Source organism: Pseudobacillus sp. 179-B 2D1 NHS (assembly GCF_045370945.1).
Classification (GTDB): Bacteria; Bacillota; Bacilli; order Bacillales; family Domibacillaceae; genus Pseudobacillus.
The window spans coordinates 2,683-21,685 of sequence record NZ_JBIQDP010000003.1 but is presented as its reverse complement, the minus strand read 5'-3'; the positions used below and the strand labels follow the sequence as shown (position 1 = coordinate 21,685).

The following is a 19,003-nucleotide window of genomic DNA, read 5'->3' as shown; positions in this document are numbered from 1 at the left end:
TATAATAAGGAGAAAGTACGATGAGAGAGAAATTCGGCAGAATGTTGAATTTAAATCGGAGGGTGCAAGAATGCGAAAATATCTATTTTTAACCGGCTTGCTAGTGTTGCTTTTCAGTTTAGCCGGCTGCAACAAATTGGCTTCACCGGAGGAGCGGCTGAATGAGTATACAAAGTTGTGGAATGATCAAAATTTTGCAGAAATGTACAAAAGCTATGTAGCTCCTTCTACGAAAGAAAAGGTTAAGAAGGAAGACTATGTTGACCGTTATCAAACTATCTATAAGAGCTTGGGAATAAAAAGTATAAAAGTAACGCCGCTTGCGAAAGAAGAAAAAGATTGGAAGGGGGAAAAAGCCGTTCTTCCGATCAACGTCCAAATGGATACAAGTGCCGGCCCTGTCTCTTTTAAAAAGAAAGCTACGTTGAAGAAGGAAGAAACGGATAAGGAAGAAGCCTGGTTTATCGATTGGAATCCTTCTTATATCTTCCCGCAAATGGAGGAGGGCGATAAGATTCGAATCGAGACAAGGAAAGGAAGCCGCGGACAGATTTTTGACCGCAACGGCAATTCATTGGCTGTTAACGGACAAGGCTATTCAGCAGGAGTGAAGGCAGGAGAAATAGATAATGATACAGCAGCTAAAAGCAAATTAGCCGAGTTGCTTGGCATTAAGACGGAGTTTATTGACAAACAGTTGAAGCAAAGTTGGGTGCAGCCTGGTCATTTTGTCCCTTTGAAAAATATATCTGCCTATGACAATAAGAAGCTTCAGCAGCTGCGGACAATACCAGGATTTGCTGTAGAAGAAATAACGATGCGCCAATATCCTTATAAAGAAGCCTTAGGGCACTTAACTGGTTATATTGGCGATATTAACAGTGAAGAATTAAAGAAGCTAAAATCAAAAGGGTATAGTGAACAAGACAAGGTAGGCAAACGTGGGCTGGAGCAGTTGCTGGAAGAGGAGCTCCATGCTCAAGATGGCAAAAGAATTTATATTGAAAAGGAAAAAGGTGAACCAGTAACAGTTGCAGAAAAGCCTCCGAAAAACGGAAAAGATATTAAAGTAGCGATCAATGCAGAGATGCAAAAGACGATTTATGAACAATTAAAAGGGAAGCCTGGAACAGCAGCGGCTATTGATCCAAAAAATGGTGAAGTATTAGCGCTCGTCAGCTCCCCAGCATTTGATCCGAATGAATTTGTTCTTGGGGTGTCAGGCAGCCGTTACGAGGAGCTTGAAAATGATCCGGCCAAACCGCTTTTAAATCGGTTCGCCGCTACGTATGCACCTGGTTCAACCATTAAGCCGATTACAGCAGCAATCGGACTGAAGGCTGGTACGCTTGATCCAGCGGAAGAACGACCGATTAAAGGCCTTCATTGGCAAAAAGATGCATCGTGGGGCAGTTACTCCGTAACAAGGGTAAAAGACCCAGGAGAGCCAATCAATCTTCAGAGAGCGTTTGTATACTCTGATAATATTTATTTTGCACAAACCGCTCTTGAAGCGGGGAAGGAAAAAATGGCTAACGGGCTTCGTTCCTTTGGCTTCGCTGAAAAACTCCCGTTTGCCTATCCGATAAGGGCGTCACAAATTTCCAACAGTGGATCATTAGATAAAGAGATCTTGCTTGGTGATACAGGATATGGGCAAGGAGAAGTGCTGACAAGTATGCTGCACCTTGCTTCTACCTATGGTGCGATCGTAAATGATGGTGTGATGATGAAGCCGCAGCTTTATGTCGGAGAAAAAGCAGACGTATGGAAGAAAGACCTTCTTTCTAAAGAGTCAGCTGCGTTGTTAAAGCAAGATCTACGGCTCGTTATCCAAAAAGGAACGGCGAAAGAAGCAGACATGCCAGGCTTTGCACTCGCTGGTAAGACGGGTACAGCTGAAATAAAATTGGAACAGGGAACAACCGGCAAAGAAAATGGCCTTTTTGTTGCATACGATCAGAAAAATCCAGCCTTTATTATGGCTTTGATGGTAGAAGGGGCTGAAGAGGAAGGGGGAAGTAAAGCAGCTATCGGCGTAAGCAAGCAAGTTTTCCTTAAGTGGAAAGAAATAAGCTCTTAAATAGTGAGTCGCCAGAAAAAGCGGATTTTCCCGTTTTTTCGGCGGCTTTTTTTTACATTCTAGAAGGTAATCCTTTCCTCTTGTAGAAGTAATTTGTATAGATCTTGTTGTCGAAATTAAAAAATATGAAAGATAACCGATATTAAAAAAGAAAACGGATTTTTCCGGTGATAAGGGGTTTGAGATGAGAAAAAGTTTATTTACACTATCAACAGCTGCTTTTCTTTCCACCGGGGCGGGAGCGGCTACCGTCGTTCATGCGGCTGAACAGCATGTCGTCAAACCCGGTGAAACATTGTACAGCATTGCCAAGCAATATGAAATGGATGTCGATATGCTCAAGGAGTTAAACGGCTTAAAAACGAGTGACTTGCAAGAAAACCAGATCTTGCAGGTATCTAAGAGCGCTGTCACTATTTCTACAAGAACCCATATTGTCAAAGAGGGGGAGACGATCCATTCTATTGCTAAGCTCTATGGAATGAATGAAGCAGAGATACAGCAAATGAATGAGCTCCAAGACCAGAATATTGTGATCGGTCAAGAGTTGAAAGTGACCGGAGAGGCTGCCGCTAGTCAGCCGCCTGCTGTTCAGCGCCCGCTGCCTTCGGCGGAATCTCATACAAAAGCAGCAAAGCCTGCAGTTGAGGCCGGCGCCAAGCAGGTGGTCGCTACAGGAACCTACATAGTTCAAAATGGCGATACATTAGGAGCGATCGCAAAAGCCTATCAGATGGATTCTGCCCAGCTGCGAGAGTTGAATGATCTCAAAAACAACACAGTTTATGCCGGCCAAACACTAAAAGTAAGCGGCCAGCCGCTTTCAAAGAGTCAACCGTCCACGATGACTACTAAAATAGCTTCCTCAGGCACTTACACGATAAAGAGCGGTGATTCACTCAGTGCCATCGCCAAAGCGCATCATATGACAGTCGCCGAGCTGCAAAAGTTGAATGGGCTGACGTCTCATATGATTTATGCCGGTCAAAAACTGAAGGTAAGCGGCAAGCCAGCTGTTGTCACGCCAGCAGCACCCAAACCAACTGCGCCTGTAACGACGCCTGCTGCTAAGGGAACCTATACAGTAAAAAGCGGCGACTCCTTAAGCTTAATTGCTAAAAATCATAAAATGAGCATAGCGCAACTAAAGCAGTTGAATAACTTAACGTCCGATATAATATTCGTCGGTCAAAAGTTAAAAGTAAGTGGCCAATCAAAGCCGCCTGCTACTGTGCCACCAGCTTCAAAACCAACCACTCCTGTAACGAATCCGCCGTCAGCAGGCACTTATACAGTAAAAAGTGGGGACTCCTTGAGCTTGATTGCTAAAAAATATAAGATGAGTGTAGCGCAATTAAAACAGCTGAATAACTTAACGTCTGACGTCATATTCGTTGGTCAGAAATTAAAAGTAAGCGGCAAGCCGGCGACTACTACACCGAAGCCATCAACACCAAAGCCGACTCCAACTTTACCTGTAACAAACCCTTCGACCACGGGCACTTATACAGTAAAAAGTGGGGACTCCTTAAGCTTAATTGCAAAAAAATATAAAATGAGTGTAGCTAAGTTGAAACAGCTGAATAAACTAACGTCTGACGTCATATTCGTTGGTCAAAAACTGAAGGTAGCAGGCGGGGCAACAGAAGAGGATAAGCCATCTTCTAACAAGCCCGATTCTTCCGGTACGTCTTTTTCCATCACGGCCTTAATTGCGGAATCTAAAAAGCATCTCGGTACCCCATATGTCTGGGGAGGCGCTCAGCCCTCGGGCTTTGACTGCAGCGGTTTTATTTATTATGTTTTTAACAAAGCCGGGAAGAATATCCCTAGAACAAGTACAGATGGCTATTACAGTCGTTCTTATTTGGTGAGCAAGCCGCAAGTAGGAGATCTTGTTTTCTTTGCGAATACGTATAAAAAAGGAATTTCGCATATGGGGATATATATAGGAGGCAATCAATTTATTCAGGCAAGCTCCTCCCAGGGGATTACCATTACAAGTTTAGATAACTCATACTTTAAACAGCGGTTTGACAGCTTTAAGCGGTTCTATTAATAAAGGAGATGGGATGTGTATCCCATCTCCTTGCTTGTTATTTAAATAGGAAGGAAGCTTTATATAAAGCCAGTTAGATATAAAAGTTGGCCCTCTAAAGCAATTTCTTATCTTGCCAGTTGCTCGACTTTTCTTAGGTGATCGTCAATCGTTTGATTTGTTACATATACACCAAACGAGCTGTTTTTCACATCAGGTCCTTGCAAGATGCGGTTTGCAATTTGATCGCCAACATGTGGATAGAAGTGGTGGCCATCAAGATAATTATCAAGGTCAAGTGTTACCTTATTGGGATACATAAAATTGTACACGCCGCCAAACACATCCGTTACATCACGCAGCCAGCGTTCATAATCATCCAGTTGCCCTTCTTCAACCATGGTTTGAAAGAGCTTCGCTGAAATCGGCGTGGTAAAAATAATAAATTCAACATCCGGGTGGCGTTTTTTAAAGAGCATTAAATATTCTTTATATCTTGGGTTATATTGATAATTTCTTCCGTAAAACTCATCTCGAAACCGTTCAATCTTTTCTGATGTGTTCTTTAGTTTTTCTTTTGTATTGATATTTTTAGCAGAGGCCACATTATAGCGGTCATAGACACGCAGGTCATTGACCTCATTGCTTTTGGACATGTTAAAGTTTTGCAGAGAGTACTTGAAAATGTCTGAAGAAATCAAGTTTCTGGCACGGTAAAATCGCTGCTGCACTTTGGCTTCATAGTTTTTCAAAGAAATGGGCTGTTCACTTTCCTGGATGCTAGATTTGAAAAAATCAACGCCAATAATAACGCGTTTAACCTTTTGTGTGCTTTGCTCCTTTGCAAATTGCAAAAAAGTATCATATTCTCTAATGGACATGTTGTTTACAGCAAAATTATAAGCTTTCATGCCTTTAAAACGATTTTGATTAATATAGGTCGTCCGGCTGCTCCCGAGAATAATAGTATCGTAGGAAAAATCCTGAAAGTAAATTCGGTTTGTCTTTTGCTCCCGTTCATCCACAGATATTTGATGATCATTGTACGAGTGATTATGCCCATAGGTCCAATAGGGATCTATATAAAAGTTAAAAGCAGCCATTCCACTCAAAACAAAAATAACAGGGAGAAAAAAAATAACGATAAATTGCTTAGCTTGTTTCATGATGATCCACCTTAAAAGTTAAAATAGAGGAAAGCGGTCACTTGTTGTAATTGCATCACAGAATAAAGAAAAAGAACAGAAGCATACAAAGCGATGGTTTTTTTAGGCTCAAACTCATCTCTCCATTGAATGGAGTTTTTAGCAAATAAAACAATGAGAAAACCGCCAATAATGTAAAGCAGTACCTCTAGGAATGAACTGCCGAGTTCAAAATTAAATAAAACCGGACTGCCAAGCGGAATATGTAACGCTTCAATCACTTCTTTAGGTAAATAGACGCCATTAAGCCCAAACATGCTCTTTAATACATGGAGGGCCGTTTCAAAATCAGGAGATCGGAAGAATACCCATGATAGATTTACGAAGTTAAAGGTAATAAACCAGGCAAGCCATTTATTCATCGAATGCCCAGCGCGTTTCCATGCACGAGCAATAACGCTTGCTATCCCGTGCATCATTCCCCAAATGATAAAGGTCCAGCCGGCTCCGTGCCAAAAACCACTTATGAAGAAAATGATCAGTATATTGATATAAGTCCTAGCCGCTCCTTTGCGGCTGCCACCGAGCGGAATATAAATATACTGAGTTAAAAAGGTATTTAACGTAATGTGCCATCTCCTCCAAAAATCCTGAATATCGAGCGCTTTGTAAGGAGAAAAGAAGTTCTTAGGCAAATGAATATTAAATAACAGGCCAGCACCAATTGCCATATCAGAGTAGCCGCTAAAATCGAAATAAAGCTGGAACGTATAAGCGAGTGCTGTCATCCATCCATCCACAAATGTCAACTGATCAGCTAGTGCATATCCTTTGTTAGCCCAGACTGCGAAAGAATCAGCAATGATGACTTTTTTAAACAAACCGATGCTAAATATAAGCAATCCAAGCGCAAAATTCTGCGGATTTAATCGGCGGTTTTCCTTTTGCTGGAACTGTCCCATTACTTGACTGTGATGAACAATCGGACCGGCAATCAACTGCGGAAAGAATGTAACAAACAAACAGTAGTCTAAAAAATTGTATCCTTTTGTTTCGCCGCGAAAAGAATCCACTAAATAACCGATTTGCTGAAACGTATAAAAAGAAATGGCCAGCGGCAAAATCAGTTGTTTCAAAGGAATAGATTCATTAAATAGGAAATTGATATTTTCCATGAAAAAATCATAGTATTTAAAATAGCCGAGCAGGACAACGTTGAAGATAATGCCGCTCGTTAAAATTAATTTTTTTCTGGAAACAGAATATTGTTTGCCAAGCAATGTACCGACGATAAAATTTACAACGAGTGAACAAAGAATGAGCGGTAAGTATAGCGGGTTCCACCAAGCATAGAAAAATAAGGAACCGCCAAGAAGCCATGCTTTAGCAAGTGTAAAACTCCAATTATTAAATAGGAAGTAAACCAATAAAACAATAGGAAGAAACAGAAAAATAAATTCAAATGAATTAAAAATCAAGTGGATCTCCTCCAAAAAACATCGGAAAATAATGGCGAACTAATCATACTATAATCACCAAATGAATACAATGACACGTTATTTTCTCGCTTTAAGATATTATATCCAGTAAATGAAAATATTTCTTGTGAAAATGAAGAGATATGGTACAATAAAAGTATAGTTTTCTGTTTTGTAATTTGACAATAATGAAGTGGCAACGGTTGGATGGCCCGGAAGCATCTGCTCTTAATGAGCAGATGCTTTTTCTTTTTGGGAAAAAGTGGTCAAAATAGATTGGCAGTTTGGTATAATTGTACTAGTTTAGAAAAAGAGGGGGACATAGTTTTGCGAAAGAAAAAAACAGGACTGCTGCTTTTTTTGCTTGTCCTGCTGCTAGCTTTCCCGATGGAGAGTCTGGCTAAAACAACAGCATTGAGCAATGGCGTCAATTGGAGACATGTCTATACAAAAGTGAATGGGAAATATCAGTCGATTAATATTATGGCAGCAGACTTAACGAAAAGGGGACACAGCATCTCTTATCATCTGCCCATGCCGTATTATCGTCTTAATAAAGTATCTGCTTTATCTAACCGCCAAATGCCGACAGGGCAGAGACAACTTGGAGCGATCAATGCTTCCTTTTTCCATTTTAGTACGAGAGAGCCGGCTTATTTACTTGTTAAAGAGAACAAACTGGACAATCTGGGAGCCGTATCGAATAAAAACACGGATTATATGTATGTGCCGGCTGCATTCGGTGTGAAGAAAGACGGGGCAGCGATGATTGACCGTTTCCGGTTGTCTATGACCGCAAATTCGAAAAAGGCTGCTTTTCCTATAACAGGCTATAATGAATCCCGTGAACAAGAAGAGTTGATTCTTTATACAAGAAGTATGAAGTTCAACAATACAAGAACGAACCCGTATGGCTATGAAGTGACGGTCGAGGGTCTTGATCATCCGCTGGATCCAGGTGCAAAATTCGGTGAGCCTGTTACAGGAAAGGTAACAGCTATTAGAAAATATGGCGAGCGTTCAAGCTCCGTGATCCCTAAAAATGGATTTGTGCTATCAGCGCATGGAGAGAAAACTCAGTTATTGAAATCATTGAAGACAGGAGATCCTGTTTCATTAACAATTAATCCGGAAGAAAAATGGAAGGACAGCCGTTTCATGCTAGCCAGTGGCCCGCTGCTTGTTCAAAAAGGGAAAGTAGCGATGACCATGTCAACAAAGAGTCCCAATGCACGTGCAAGGGCGCCGCGCTCGGCCATAATGGTTGATCGTTCGGGGAAAAAGGTGTATTTTGTCACTGTGGACGGCCGTCAAAAAAGAAGTGCAGGCATGACACTAATGGAATTTGCCGGCTACTTAAAAAGCTTGGGTGGCTATCAAGCATTAAATTTGGACGGCGGAGGGTCAACCACAATGGCTGGCCGTGCCATCGGTTCTAGCAAGGCGAAAGTATTGAACATACCTTCAGACGGCCGAGAAAGAACAGTTTCTGCTATTTTAGAAATATTTCAAGCTAAATAAGAATAGGAAAGAGGCTTTCATAAAGCCTCTTTTTTTATTTTTAGCGCCAAATGATCGCTGCTTATTTCTTCGATTAAATATAAAAAGCTGTCAGTTGGATGCTGACAGCTTTAAAGATTAGAAGTGAACAAGTTAGTTGCTTTTCACGTGTACGCTCCATCTTGAAAGATCAGGAGTTTCATTTTTTAATAGCTCTTTTGGAAAAATAAAGGACCATGGCTTCGTTGTATTTGCTTTGATTTCCAGATTTCCTACGTTAAATTGCCCTTCGGCAATGATCTCCTTGTGGCTATCCAATACTTGCAACGGCAGCTGTTCAATATTGATCGAGCGATCATACCCATTGCGAATGAGAACAGTAACATGGAATGTACCATCCTCCGCTCGTCTTGCCTGGAGCCCGGTAAAATTCAATTCATTTTTCCCCGGATCACCAAGCTGTTCAACAATCTGCTGGAGTTTTTCTTGTTCTGCTTCCGGTAAAACTTCCTTCCAGGAATCAGCCAAATCCAACTTGTGCTCCTTAGATGTTAAATCAAAAGCTAATGTCCAATTTTCTTTCTCTAGGCCTACTTGTTTTTCAATGGACGAGGCAGGAAAAATAAATGTCCACGGCCGGCTGCTTTTAGCAGGAATTTCGCCTATTTCTGCCAGATTAAACTCATGTCTGGCTTTAACCTCATTTTTCTCATTAATCAATAAGAGAGGCACCTTGCCGAGCTGAATGCCTTTCTCAACAGAGTTGCGCACGAAAGCGGAGACAGCTAGTCCTTCTGGCTGCTCATCCCATTCAATGCCGGATAGGGACAGCTGGTTCGCTTTTAAAGGCGGGAGTTCGTTGTTTAAAAAGCGCAAGACATACATTTGCTCTTTAGGGATAGTAGACGATGGATGAATAGACAGCTCAGTTTCTACTTCTTCAGCAGATTCTGCAGCTGTGCTATCTGTTAATTCGCTTGATGCGATGGCACTTTCACGTCCATCATTCTTCAATTGATCTGAATCGCTTTGCTTCTTTTTAAAAAATGAAAACATAATTATTGCAACTCCTCACTATTTAATTCCTTAACGAGATGGCCGAATTGGATGGCAATCTCTTTTTGGAGCTGATGGTGCATATCTGTAAACAGCTGAAGCCCCTCGCGTGCATAAATTCTCATTGGATCTTCCTGTTGGTAATAGCGAAGGCCAATTCCTTCTTTTAAACGAGTCATATTCTCTAGATGTTCGACCCAGAGCCGGTCGATTGTGGAGAGAATAATGCGCTTAATGTATTCATCCCATTCTGTTTGGTACGCTGCAGTAAGTGCTGATACATAGGCAGATAAAGACTGCTCCACAACCTCTTCGATTTCTTTTCTGTTTATGACTTCTTCTGGTAGCTGAACCGGGCGGCTGCCTAGCAAAGCACTGATATTGCCTGCCAGTTGGTCCACCTGCCATTCATCAGAAGGTTCGTCCTCGGGGCAAAGGCGGTCTATTTCATTGCGCACAGCTTCCTGCAGAATAGAGAGAAAACGGTCAAAATGTTCATCTAAATCAACCGCCTTATTGCGAAGGCCGAATATAATGCCGCGCTGTTCGTTAATTACGTCATCCAGCTTTAAATTATATTCGCGCATAGAAAAATTGGCGCCTTCTACGATGCGCTGAACACGGTCTACAAATTCATGCATCTTTTTGTTGAGCACAATTCCATCGGCATCTGTTTGCAGTTTTTTCTCGAGTTTTTCTATATCTTCTTTCGCAAAGCGGCGGAACATCGTGTCTTCTAGTGAGATAAAGAACTGGCTCTCTCCCGGATCTCCTTGCCGGCCAGAGCGGCCTTTGAGCTGGTTATCAATCCGGCGGCTTTCATGGCGTTCGGTCCCTAGCACGAAGAGTCCGCCAAGCTCGGCAACTCCTTCGCCTAAAAGAATGTCCGTGCCACGCCCAGCCATATTAGTAGCAATTGTAATATGGTTTTTTTGACCAGATCTGGAGATGAGCTCAACTTCTTGCTCTACACTTTTTGCATTGAGCAGTTCAAAAGACAGTCCAGCTTCTTTAAAATATTCAGCTACTTTTTCCGATTGAAGAATAGAGGTCGTGCCGACGAGGACTGGCTGGCCCGTGGCATGCCGCTTTTTTACTTCTTCTGTTACTGCTTTATATTTTGCTTCTTCCGTCACATAAATATTATCTGGTCTATCTATCCGTTGTTTAGGGCGGTTTGTAGGGATTTGAATGACCTGCATGTTGTACACTTGCTGGAATTCTTTTTCTTCTGTTTTTGCTGTACCTGTCATGCCGGAAAGATAAGGGTACATTCGGAAGTAATTTTGGATGGTAATGGAGGCTTGTGTTTTGTTTTCATCGGTGATCTCCAAGCCTTCTTTTGCTTCAATTGCCTGATGGAGTCCATCACTCAATGTTCGGCCTTCCATTGTTCGCCCAGTGAACATATCAACGAGCAAAATCTTTCCGTCTTTCACAATATAATCAACATCCCGTTCAAACATGACATGGGCACGCACAGCTTGGATCATATAATGATACAATGTCTGGTGTTCTAGCTCGTACAAATTATCGATACCAAACGCTTTTTCTACTTTTTCAATCCCTTGCTCAGTGAGGCTGACCGCCTTTGTCTCGTCATCCAAATGGTAATCTTCGTCCTTCACAAAACGGCTGGCAACACGGGCCCCAATAACATGAAGATCAGCGCTTGCCGGCATTTTACCAGCAATAATCAGCGGTGTTTTCGCTTCATCAATTAAGACACTGTCTACTTCATCAATAATCGCAAAGTGGTATGGGCGTTGCACACGCTGAGAAGGGTGCCATACCATATTGTCACGCAAATAATCAAACCCGAATTCCGTGCCGACTCCATACGTAATATCGGCCTTATAAGCTTTTTGTTTTTCAGCAGGATCCATCAGCGGCAAGTTGAGACCGACTGTCAATCCGAGGAATTCATGAAGCGGGCCGATGGTCTCCCGGTCACGGCTTGCCAAGTAATCGTTAACTGTAATAACGTGTACACCTTTTCCTTCTAGAGCACGCAAATAGCTTGGTAAAGAAGCGACGAGAGTTTTCCCTTCACCTGTCGCCATTTCAGCGATATTTGCCTCTGTAAGCACCATTCCGCCAATTAGCTGCACATCGTAGTGACGCATGCCAAGCACGCGTTTAGAAGCTTCGCGGACCACAGCGAAGGCTTCCGCCTTGATTTCGTCAACGGTTGCACCGTTTGCGAGCCTTTCTTTGAAGACGACGGTCATATGTGCTAATTCCTCATCTGAAAGCTTTTCAAAATCAGCTTCCAGCGCATTGATCTCTTCTACTGTTTTGTAATACTTCTTTAAACGCTGATCATTTGAATCGCCCAGCTTTTTAAAAAACGAAATCATATATCTTTACGCTCCCTTGGAGAAATTTCAATTAAGTGCAGTGTGGGATAGTTAAATCATTATTTTATTTTACCAAAAGAAGAATCGATTGACTAATATATCTAAGTCTCTGTAAAAATAAAGCAAAAGCTATGTACAAGGTTAGAGGGAAAAGCGTTTAGAGAGCCAGCAAAACAGGAAAAAGAAAATAGCGAATTTACTTGTTTTTATAGAAGTTATTTTGAATTACCATTATAATGTTGAAGTGAAATGAATTTATGAGGGAAAATAAAATAAGCAAGTCATTAGCAGCATGCTGATGTTAAATGCTGTTAATTTATATGGAAGAAAAAATGCAAAACTCGTCTGTATAGCTAGAGGAGGTACTTCATGGTTCTCTTTGCCTTTTTGATGTGTGTATTACTATCGCTCGCGATCACCCCGCTCGTAAAGAAGATGGCTATTGCTGTCGGTGCGATCGACAAGCCGAATTATCGGAAAGTCCATGAAACAGTTATGCCCCGTATGGGGGGATTAGCGATATTTATTAGTTTTATGATCGGCTTACTTTTATTGAAACCGCAGTCGCCCTTTAATGCTGCTATCGTTATTGGCAGTGTGATTATTATTATAACAGGTGTACTTGATGATCGGTTTGAGTTATCGGCGAAAGTAAAGCTGGGAGGGCAGCTGCTTGCTGCTCTCGTTGTTGTGTTATACGGCGGTGTAAAGATGGAATTCATTACTCTGCCATTTGGCGGTGAAATGGAATTTGGAGTTCTTAGCGTACCATTGACTCTTCTGTGGATCGTCGGCATTACAAATGCGATCAATTTAATCGATGGGCTGGATGGACTGGCGGCAGGCGTATCATCCATTGCCCTGTTAACCATCAGCCTGATGGCATTTATGAAGGGCGATATATACGTAATGAGCATGGCTTTGCTTGTTTTAGGAAGCACATTTGGCTTTTTGCGTTACAACTTTCACCCAGCCAAAATTTTTATGGGAGATACGGGCGCTCTGTTTCTTGGCTACATTATTGCCGTCCTTTCTTTGCTTGGCTTTAAAAATATTACCGTTATTTCACTAATTATCCCAATTATTATTCTCGGTGTGCCTATTTCTGATACATTCTTTGCAATCGTTAGAAGAAAAGTAAACAAACAGCCTTTATCGGCCCCTGACAAATCACATTTGCATCATTGTTTACTGCGCATGGGATACACTCATAAGCAAACGGTAATTATTATTTATGCAATCGCCTCTATGTTTGGTTTAGCTGCTGTTATTTTTTCTATGGCAACCATTTGGGGTGCATTTATTATGATTGCAGTGATTGTGATTGCTATCGAGCTGTTCGTTGAAAGTATCGGTCTTGTTAGCTCTAATTACAAGCCACTCCTTAACTTTATGCGTGTTCGCGATAAAAAGAATTAAGCCTACGAAAAAAAGCTGTCGGATCATCCGACAGCTTTTTTGGGCGGGCTACGCTTTTCATTCGTTGGTTAGTCAATTTCTAGGTGACGGGCAAGTTTACGTTTGACGACTTCGAGCTCGTCTTCATCAAGACGGTAAATATAAGCGCCATTAGACATTTTATCATCATCACCGATTAAGGTGAGGGATTCAAATTCTATATTTCCTGATTTCCCATAGTTGATAAGCGACTTCATTTCGCTGAATGTCATATTGGTTTTCATGTTGGAGCCAACTGCCTCGAGAATTTCATCATATTTTGTAATCGAGTTGAAAGAGGTTGCTTTTTTAATCACGGCTCTCAATAGCTGCTGCTGACGTTTGCCACGCTCAATATCATTATCATAATGGCGGGTCCGCGCTAAAGCCAAAGCCTCTTCGCCATTTAATTCTTGAAGGCCAGGTTCAAGCTTGATGGCATTATGGCGATCGTTAGAATCTTTCTCTGACAGCTTATAAGGAACGTTAAACTTGATACCATCCAAGGCATCAACCACGTCCATAAACGCGTAAAAATTCATGCGGACGTAGTAATCAACAGGAACATCCAGTAAGTCCTCAACGGCATCAATGGTTGCTTTTGGCCCGCCAAAAGCATGCGCATGATTAATCTTTGTTTTGTAGCCGACTTCTGGAATATATGCATAGGAATCACGCGGAATGCTAAGTAATTTAATGGACTTATCTTTTACATTTAAAGTAGCCAGCATTAAGGCATCTGAGCGTGTCTTATCTTCTTTTGTACGCACATCACTTTCATCAATCCCGATAAATAAGATGGAAATGTTATCTTTAAGCGGATGAACTTCTGCATCACGCAAGTCCGATTTTTTACGGCCATCATCCATATAAGAATCTGTAAAAATAGTTTCTGCTTTTTTATATAAAAAGGCACCGTAGCCGGCGGCTGTGAATGTGAGAAATACGATAGGCAATAGGATGAAAAAAGCAACGCGACGCTTTTTTCTCTGTCTTTTGCGTTTTTGCAAACGCTGTCTATCTGATGACATATAGTTTAGCTCCTTCAATAGAGTAATGCGGCAAGAATCAACTATTCAAATAGTTATCATTCTCCAGAGGCCAAGTAACATTTTACTATGAAACGCAGCAGGCGTAAATTTAATTTTTGGCATATTCGCTAAAATTCTATGAAGATTTGACAACTTTCTCCTGATAGAGAAGCGCACCTTCTTGAATGACAGCCTGGCCATTCGTTAATTCTGTCATCCAGTCAGTAAATGTTTCCTTTTGATTTTCCTCGACAAATGTCTCTACCGTTACTTTATCGAGATAATGAATGTCTTTGATAGAATAGACAGAGGATCGCAGCTCATTCTCAACTTTGCCAAGCCAAGTATAATCAATCGCAATTTCCATGATCTGCATCAGCCGGCGTTCAACAACTTTTGCCGCATCGATCCCTTCAGAAGCAGCCTTTCCATATGCGCGGATAAGACCGCCTGCGCCGAGCTTAATCCCGCCAAAATAACGAGTAACGACAACGACTGTATCTTTTAAACCGCGTTTTTTTAACACTTCGAGAATAGGAAGGCCGGCTGTTCCGCTCGGTTCTCCATCATCATTTGCTTTTTGGATATGATTCGTCTCACCGATCATGTAAGCAGAACAATTATGAGTAGCATTCCAATTTTTCTTTTTGATTTCAGCAATAAATTGCTGAGCTTGTTCTTCGGTTTCTGCACGGGTGACGTAGGCGATAAAGCGGGATTTCTGTATAACGATTTCCTCTTCGCCGTAGCCCTTAACGGTATAATAATGAGGGAGCAAGGTTCATTCCTCCAATAAAAAATTTGAAAATTAGGCAAATAATATGTTTAAACGACAAAAAGATGGGTACTAATCATTCTTATGATATATGAAAAAAGGAGAGGAGCAAAGCCATATGGTTCTTTGTACGCAAATGGAAATCTTTTTAACGCAATAGTAATTAAACTTTAATGTATAGGAAATTCAGTCATGATATAATGAATGCATCCTCAATGTTGTATAATCGCCAAGTAGACGGGTTAAAGTGGTAAAGAGGTCCTTTTTAAAACTACGATAACTTATCGGAAAAGTAGTTCTATATAAGCTCCTCTCTCCCAGAGATTTTAATTTTTAAGGGTCTTTTAGAGGGATTTTATACAAATACCTATCCTCATCATAGTGATATAGATGAAATAAAGGTAAAATAGGGATGTCGAGGAAGGGATTACCTAATGATGGCTGCTAAAAACACCAATACATCACTTTTAGATACCATTTTAAAAAAAATGATTGTGACGGTAGACCAGAGTAAAGGAGAATTATTCGCGATTGCTGAGCAGAGCAGACACGACTATGAATCCTTGCTGGGAGAACTCGAACAAGTCCGTATTCAGGTGCATCAGTTAATTGATGAACAAGATGAACTTGAAACAAAGGTCAAAATGGCTAGGAACCGTTTGTCGGAAGTGAGTCAAAATTTTCATACATACTCTGAAGAGACTGTCCGTAAGGCCTACGAAAAAGCTCACGATCTGCAAATGAAGCTGCTCGTTTCCCGGCAAAGGGAGAAGCAGTTTCTTGAAAAAAGGAACGACTTGGAAAGAAGATTGTCGACGATTGAATCGACAATCGAACGAGCAGAGCATCTCGTTTCCCAAGTATCTGTTGTCTTAAATTATTTGACACAAGACATGAAGCAAATCGGCGAAGTACTGGAGGATGCCCGTTTAAAACAGGAATTCGGCCTGCAAATTATGGAGGCGCAGGAAGAAGAACGAAAGCGGTTATCGCGTGAAATACATGATGGTCCGGCGCAGATGATGGCAAACGTGCTGCTTAGATCTGATTTGATTGAGCGGCTGTATAGAGAACGGGGTGTGGATGAAGCATTTAAAGAAATTCGCAACTTGAAACAAATGGTTCGCTCCGCTTTGTACGAAGTCCGCAGGATTATTTATGATCTACGCCCAATGGCTCTCGACGATCTTGGTCTTGTTCCCACATTGAAAAAATACTTGGCAACCGTCGAGGAACATGTACAATCATTAAAAAAATCGACAAAAATTCATTTTACAAATATGGGAAGCGAAAAACGGCTTTCGTCCAAATTGGAAGTCGCTTTATTCCGGCTCATACAGGAATCGGTGCAGAATGCATTAAAGCACTCAGAAGCGACATCCATTACGGTAAAACTAGAAATAAAAGCACATCAAGTGCTGGCTGTTATTAAAGATAATGGTCAAGGATTTGATATAAGAGAGAAAAAGACCAGTTCGTTCGGCATTATGGGAATGAAAGAACGCCTTGAATTGTTGGAAGGTGACCTTTCTATCCATTCTAAACCGGACGAAGGAACACTTGTGATGATTCGTGTTCCAATTGTAGAGTAGAGATTGAATTAAGGGAGGAAGACCAATGACAACGAAAATCGTTATTATTGATGACCATCAATTATTCCGTGAAGGGGTTAAGCGGATTTTAGAATTCGAGGAATCATTCGAAGTAGTAGCGGAAGGGGACGATGGCAAGGATGCTGTTGAACTGATTGAGCAATACCATCCAAATGTCGTCTTGATGGATATTAATATGCCAGAGGTGAATGGTGTGGAGGCGACACGTGAACTCGTAGTAAAGTTCCCGGATACAAAAGTGATTATCCTTTCCATTCATGATGATGAGAATTATGTGACGCATGCACTGAAATCAGGAGCTATGGGTTATCTGTTAAAAGAAATGGATGCCGATGCATTAATTGAAGCTGTTAAAGTTGTTTCTGATGGCGGTTCTTATTTGCATCCGCGCGTAACACATAATCTGATTTCTGATTATCGCCGTCTGGCCAATGATGAAGGAAAAGGAAAAGGGTTCCAACAAACAGAAGTGCGTCGTCCGCTTCATTTGCTCACTCGACGCGAATGTGAAGTGCTTCAGCTTCTTGCAGATGGAAAAAGCAACCGAGCGATCGGCGAAGCATTATATATCAGTGAGAAAACGGTTAAAAACCATGTCAGCAATATTCTACAGAAAATGAATGTAAATGACCGAACACAGGCTGTTGTTACTGCTATTAAAAAAGGCTGGGTAGAGGTTAGATAAATGGAAGCAGCAGGTAGTCATGCCTGCTGCTTTTTTAGTGTGGAAGGTTTTAGCGGTACTTAGCTAGGCCATTACACATCATATAAGGAGTTTTCGATTAAGGGGAAAAAACACTGTGCAGGGGGGAAGTAAATGAGAGGCTGGCAGATGGGGCCTGAAGGAGAGGCGGTGCGTCAGCATCCAGGGATGCCTCTTTGGCGGCCTGACCGATCCCTATTTCTATTTCTATGAAGGATACTTGCCCGCATTGATCAGCAAGCACCGTTCGGATGCCCGGCAAGTAGCCGGTCGGTGCTTTAATCAGTAATCAAGCTTTGAAGTGCCATTCCTCCTGCCCACGCAATTCGCTAATTTTTTCTATGTTCAGCAGTTGAGGAAAAAGGGCAACTTGACATACAATAGGGCAGAAAGGACGTGAAGACGTTGATACGAAGATTAATGGTGCCTGCTTTGCTGGCCGGGATTCTCTTGGCTGGATGTGGTGATGAAGAGGCAAAGAAAGAAAAGGCAGATCAATCACAAGCAGCAGAAGACCCTAAGCCGGCAGCTGATCAGCCTGAGGAAACGAAACAGCAGCCAATTGAAGATGTAGATAATGTGCCTCCAAAAGAAAAAGAGGAGTTAATGAAGACGCTTGCCCAGCACGTAGATGCCTTTAACGGAAAAGATCTCGATGCATATATGGAGACCATTTCTAAAAATACAGAACGCAATTATGAGGAAGAGCGTCTTTACGTGAAAAAGGTATTTGATACATTTGATGCAAAAATGGAACCTCAACATACAGCTATCATTAAGTATGATGATAAGAAAAAAGAGGCTTATATATTCGTGGCAATGAAATCTGTCACAAAAGATTTGCAGACAGGAAAGGAAGTCGCAGAAACGACGCGGCAAGTGATGAAGTTTAATAAAGAGAAAGACGGTTGGAAACAAACCGCTTTATCTGCGATGAAATAGTCCAAATGTTCAGGAGAACTGATATAATAGAGTTAACTTTCTGATAAAGGAGCGATCATGATGGCAGAACAAAAACAGATGAACGTAGAAAGCTTTAACCTTGACCATACGAAAGTAAAAGCACCTTATATTCGGCTTGCTGGCAAAAAAGAAGGGATCAATGGAGATCAAATTTACAAATATGATCTGCGCTTTTCCCAGCCAAATAAAGAACATATGGACATGCCTGCCATTCATTCCCTCGAGCATATGATGGCGGAATTCAGCCGCAACCATTCGGATAAAATTGTAGACATTAGTCCGATGGGATGTCAGACAGGCTATTACTTATCCGTCATTAACCACGAAGATTTTGATGACATTTTGCGCATTGTAGAAGCCACATTAAAAGATGTACTCGAAGCAACAGAAGTTCCTGCCTGCAACGAAGTGCAATGCGGATGGGCGGCTAGCCACAGCCTTGAAGGAGCAAAAGAACTTGCCCGGTATATGCTATCAAAACGCGAAGAGTGGACGGAAGTATTTTAAGAATAAAAGCGAAGCCGCCTGCACTGGAGCGACAAGCATAAGACGAAATGGTGAAGTGGCGTTCCTCAGCTACACAACCAGGTCGGGCATATGACCTCGAGCTCCAAGAAGGCAGAGCTGGATAGAATAAAAGCGAAGCCGCCTGCACTGGAGCGACAAGCATAAGACGAAATGGTGAAGTGGCGTTCCTCAGCCACACAACCAGGTCGGCATATGACCTCGAGCTCCAAGGAGGCGGAGCTGGATAGAATAAAAGCGAAGCCGCCTGCACTGGAGCGACAAGCATAAGACGAAATGGTGAAGTGGCGTTCCTC

General features: G+C 41.8%; 14 protein-coding genes. 8 read left to right on the top strand and 6 right to left on the bottom strand.

Annotated elements, in window-relative coordinates; genetic code table 11:
- Positions 1 to 70 precede the first annotated feature (70 nt).
- Together ACH0BF_RS03970 and ACH0BF_RS03965 are read left to right on the top strand one after the other, a co-directional pair.
- Positions 71 to 2,083: a penicillin-binding transpeptidase domain-containing protein gene (locus ACH0BF_RS03970; RefSeq protein WP_340852185.1), complete on the top strand. Its 2,013-nt coding sequence runs from the start codon at positions 71 to 73 to the stop codon at positions 2,081 to 2,083.
- 184 nt (positions 2,084 to 2,267) lie between these two features.
- A complete protein-coding gene (locus tag ACH0BF_RS03965) occupies positions 2,268 to 4,142 on the top strand; it encodes a C40 family peptidase (protein ID WP_340852186.1) in 1,875 nt (624 codons plus the stop codon).
- 107 nt (positions 4,143 to 4,249) lie between these two features.
- Here ACH0BF_RS03965 and ACH0BF_RS03960 read toward each other — a convergent pair whose 3' ends face one another.
- Complete coding sequence (locus tag ACH0BF_RS03960) at positions 4,250 to 5,287, bottom strand: hypothetical protein (RefSeq protein ID WP_120034978.1); 1,038 nt, start codon at positions 5,285 to 5,287, stop codon at positions 4,250 to 4,252.
- A gap of 11 nt (positions 5,288 to 5,298) precedes the next feature.
- Positions 5,299 to 6,744 (bottom strand): MBOAT family O-acyltransferase, encoded by a 1,446-nt coding sequence (locus ACH0BF_RS03955; protein WP_120034976.1) that lies wholly within the window; start codon positions 6,742 to 6,744, stop codon positions 5,299 to 5,301.
- 327 nt (positions 6,745 to 7,071) lie between these two features.
- On the opposite strand from ACH0BF_RS03955, the gene ACH0BF_RS03950 reads away from it, so the two are divergent.
- On the top strand, positions 7,072 to 8,265 hold the full coding sequence (locus ACH0BF_RS03950; protein ID WP_406908889.1) for a phosphodiester glycosidase family protein: 1,194 nt from the start codon (positions 7,072 to 7,074) through the stop codon (positions 8,263 to 8,265).
- Positions 8,266 to 8,397: 132 nt separating this feature from the next.
- Here ACH0BF_RS03950 and ACH0BF_RS03945 read toward each other — a convergent pair whose 3' ends face one another.
- Positions 8,398 to 9,300, bottom strand: a complete 903-nt coding sequence (locus ACH0BF_RS03945) for an accessory Sec system S-layer assembly protein (protein WP_340852188.1) — start codon at positions 9,298 to 9,300, stop codon at positions 8,398 to 8,400.
- 2 nt (positions 9,301 to 9,302) lie between these two features.
- Positions 9,303 to 11,660, bottom strand: a complete 2,358-nt coding sequence (gene secA2 / locus ACH0BF_RS03940; RefSeq protein ID WP_340852189.1) for an accessory Sec system translocase SecA2 — start codon at positions 11,658 to 11,660, stop codon at positions 9,303 to 9,305.
- Positions 11,661 to 12,029: 369 nt separating this feature from the next.
- Between secA2 and ACH0BF_RS03935 the strand changes: the two genes are divergently transcribed.
- Positions 12,030 to 13,079, top strand: a complete 1,050-nt coding sequence (locus ACH0BF_RS03935) for a glycosyltransferase family 4 protein (RefSeq protein ID WP_120034968.1) — start codon at positions 12,030 to 12,032, stop codon at positions 13,077 to 13,079.
- 68 nt (positions 13,080 to 13,147) lie between these two features.
- On the opposite strand, the gene ACH0BF_RS03930 is transcribed toward ACH0BF_RS03935, so the two are convergent.
- Both ACH0BF_RS03930 and ACH0BF_RS03925 read right to left on the bottom strand, forming a co-directional pair.
- A complete protein-coding gene (locus ACH0BF_RS03930) occupies positions 13,148 to 14,128 on the bottom strand; it encodes an LCP family protein (RefSeq protein ID WP_120034966.1) in 981 nt (326 codons plus the stop codon).
- Between the two features lie 136 nt (positions 14,129 to 14,264).
- Complete coding sequence (locus ACH0BF_RS03925) at positions 14,265 to 14,906, bottom strand: YigZ family protein (protein ID WP_340852192.1); 642 nt, start codon at positions 14,904 to 14,906, stop codon at positions 14,265 to 14,267.
- A 434-nt stretch (positions 14,907 to 15,340) separates the two neighbouring features.
- Here ACH0BF_RS03925 and ACH0BF_RS03920 point away from each other — a divergent pair, with 434 nt between their 5' ends.
- The 4 genes from ACH0BF_RS03920 to ACH0BF_RS03905 all read left to right on the top strand — a co-directional run bounded on the left by ACH0BF_RS03920 (position 15,341) and on the right by ACH0BF_RS03905 (position 18,689).
- Entirely contained in the window at positions 15,341 to 16,495 is a 1,155-nt protein-coding gene (locus tag ACH0BF_RS03920; RefSeq protein ID WP_120037961.1) for a sensor histidine kinase, read from the top strand.
- 25 nt (positions 16,496 to 16,520) lie between these two features.
- Complete coding sequence (locus ACH0BF_RS03915) at positions 16,521 to 17,201, top strand: response regulator (RefSeq protein ID WP_120034962.1); 681 nt, start codon at positions 16,521 to 16,523, stop codon at positions 17,199 to 17,201.
- A gap of 423 nt (positions 17,202 to 17,624) precedes the next feature.
- Positions 17,625 to 18,161, top strand: coding sequence for a hypothetical protein (locus tag ACH0BF_RS03910; protein ID WP_406908888.1), 537 nt, complete (start codon positions 17,625 to 17,627; stop codon positions 18,159 to 18,161).
- A gap of 60 nt (positions 18,162 to 18,221) precedes the next feature.
- Positions 18,222 to 18,689, top strand: coding sequence for an S-ribosylhomocysteine lyase (locus ACH0BF_RS03905; RefSeq protein WP_120034958.1), 468 nt, complete (start codon positions 18,222 to 18,224; stop codon positions 18,687 to 18,689).
- Positions 18,690 to 19,003 lie beyond the last annotated feature (314 nt).

Bases quoted from the DNA above. Each gene is read 5' to 3' on its own strand.
- ACH0BF_RS03935 (WP_120034968.1), top strand. From the start codon at position 12,030: ATGGTTCTCTTTGCCTTTTTGATGTGTGTATTACTATCGCTCGCGATC.
- ACH0BF_RS03915 (WP_120034962.1), top strand. From the start codon at position 16,521: ATGACAACGAAAATCGTTATTATTGATGACCATCAATTATTCCGTGAA.
- ACH0BF_RS03945 (WP_340852188.1), bottom strand. From the start codon at position 9,300: ATGTTTTCATTTTTTAAAAAGAAGCAAAGCGATTCAGATCAATTGAAG.
- ACH0BF_RS03970 (WP_340852185.1), top strand. From the start codon at position 71: ATGCGAAAATATCTATTTTTAACCGGCTTGCTAGTGTTGCTTTTCAGT.
- ACH0BF_RS03905 (WP_120034958.1), top strand. From the start codon at position 18,222: ATGGCAGAACAAAAACAGATGAACGTAGAAAGCTTTAACCTTGACCAT.
- secA2 (WP_340852189.1), bottom strand. From the start codon at position 11,660: ATGATTTCGTTTTTTAAAAAGCTGGGCGATTCAAATGATCAGCGTTTA.
- ACH0BF_RS03960 (WP_120034978.1), bottom strand. From the start codon at position 5,287: ATGAAACAAGCTAAGCAATTTATCGTTATTTTTTTTCTCCCTGTTATT.
- ACH0BF_RS03920 (WP_120037961.1), top strand. From the start codon at position 15,341: ATGGCTGCTAAAAACACCAATACATCACTTTTAGATACCATTTTAAAA.
- ACH0BF_RS03965 (WP_340852186.1), top strand. From the start codon at position 2,268: ATGAGAAAAAGTTTATTTACACTATCAACAGCTGCTTTTCTTTCCACC.
- ACH0BF_RS03930 (WP_120034966.1), bottom strand. From the start codon at position 14,128: ATGTCATCAGATAGACAGCGTTTGCAAAAACGCAAAAGACAGAGAAAA.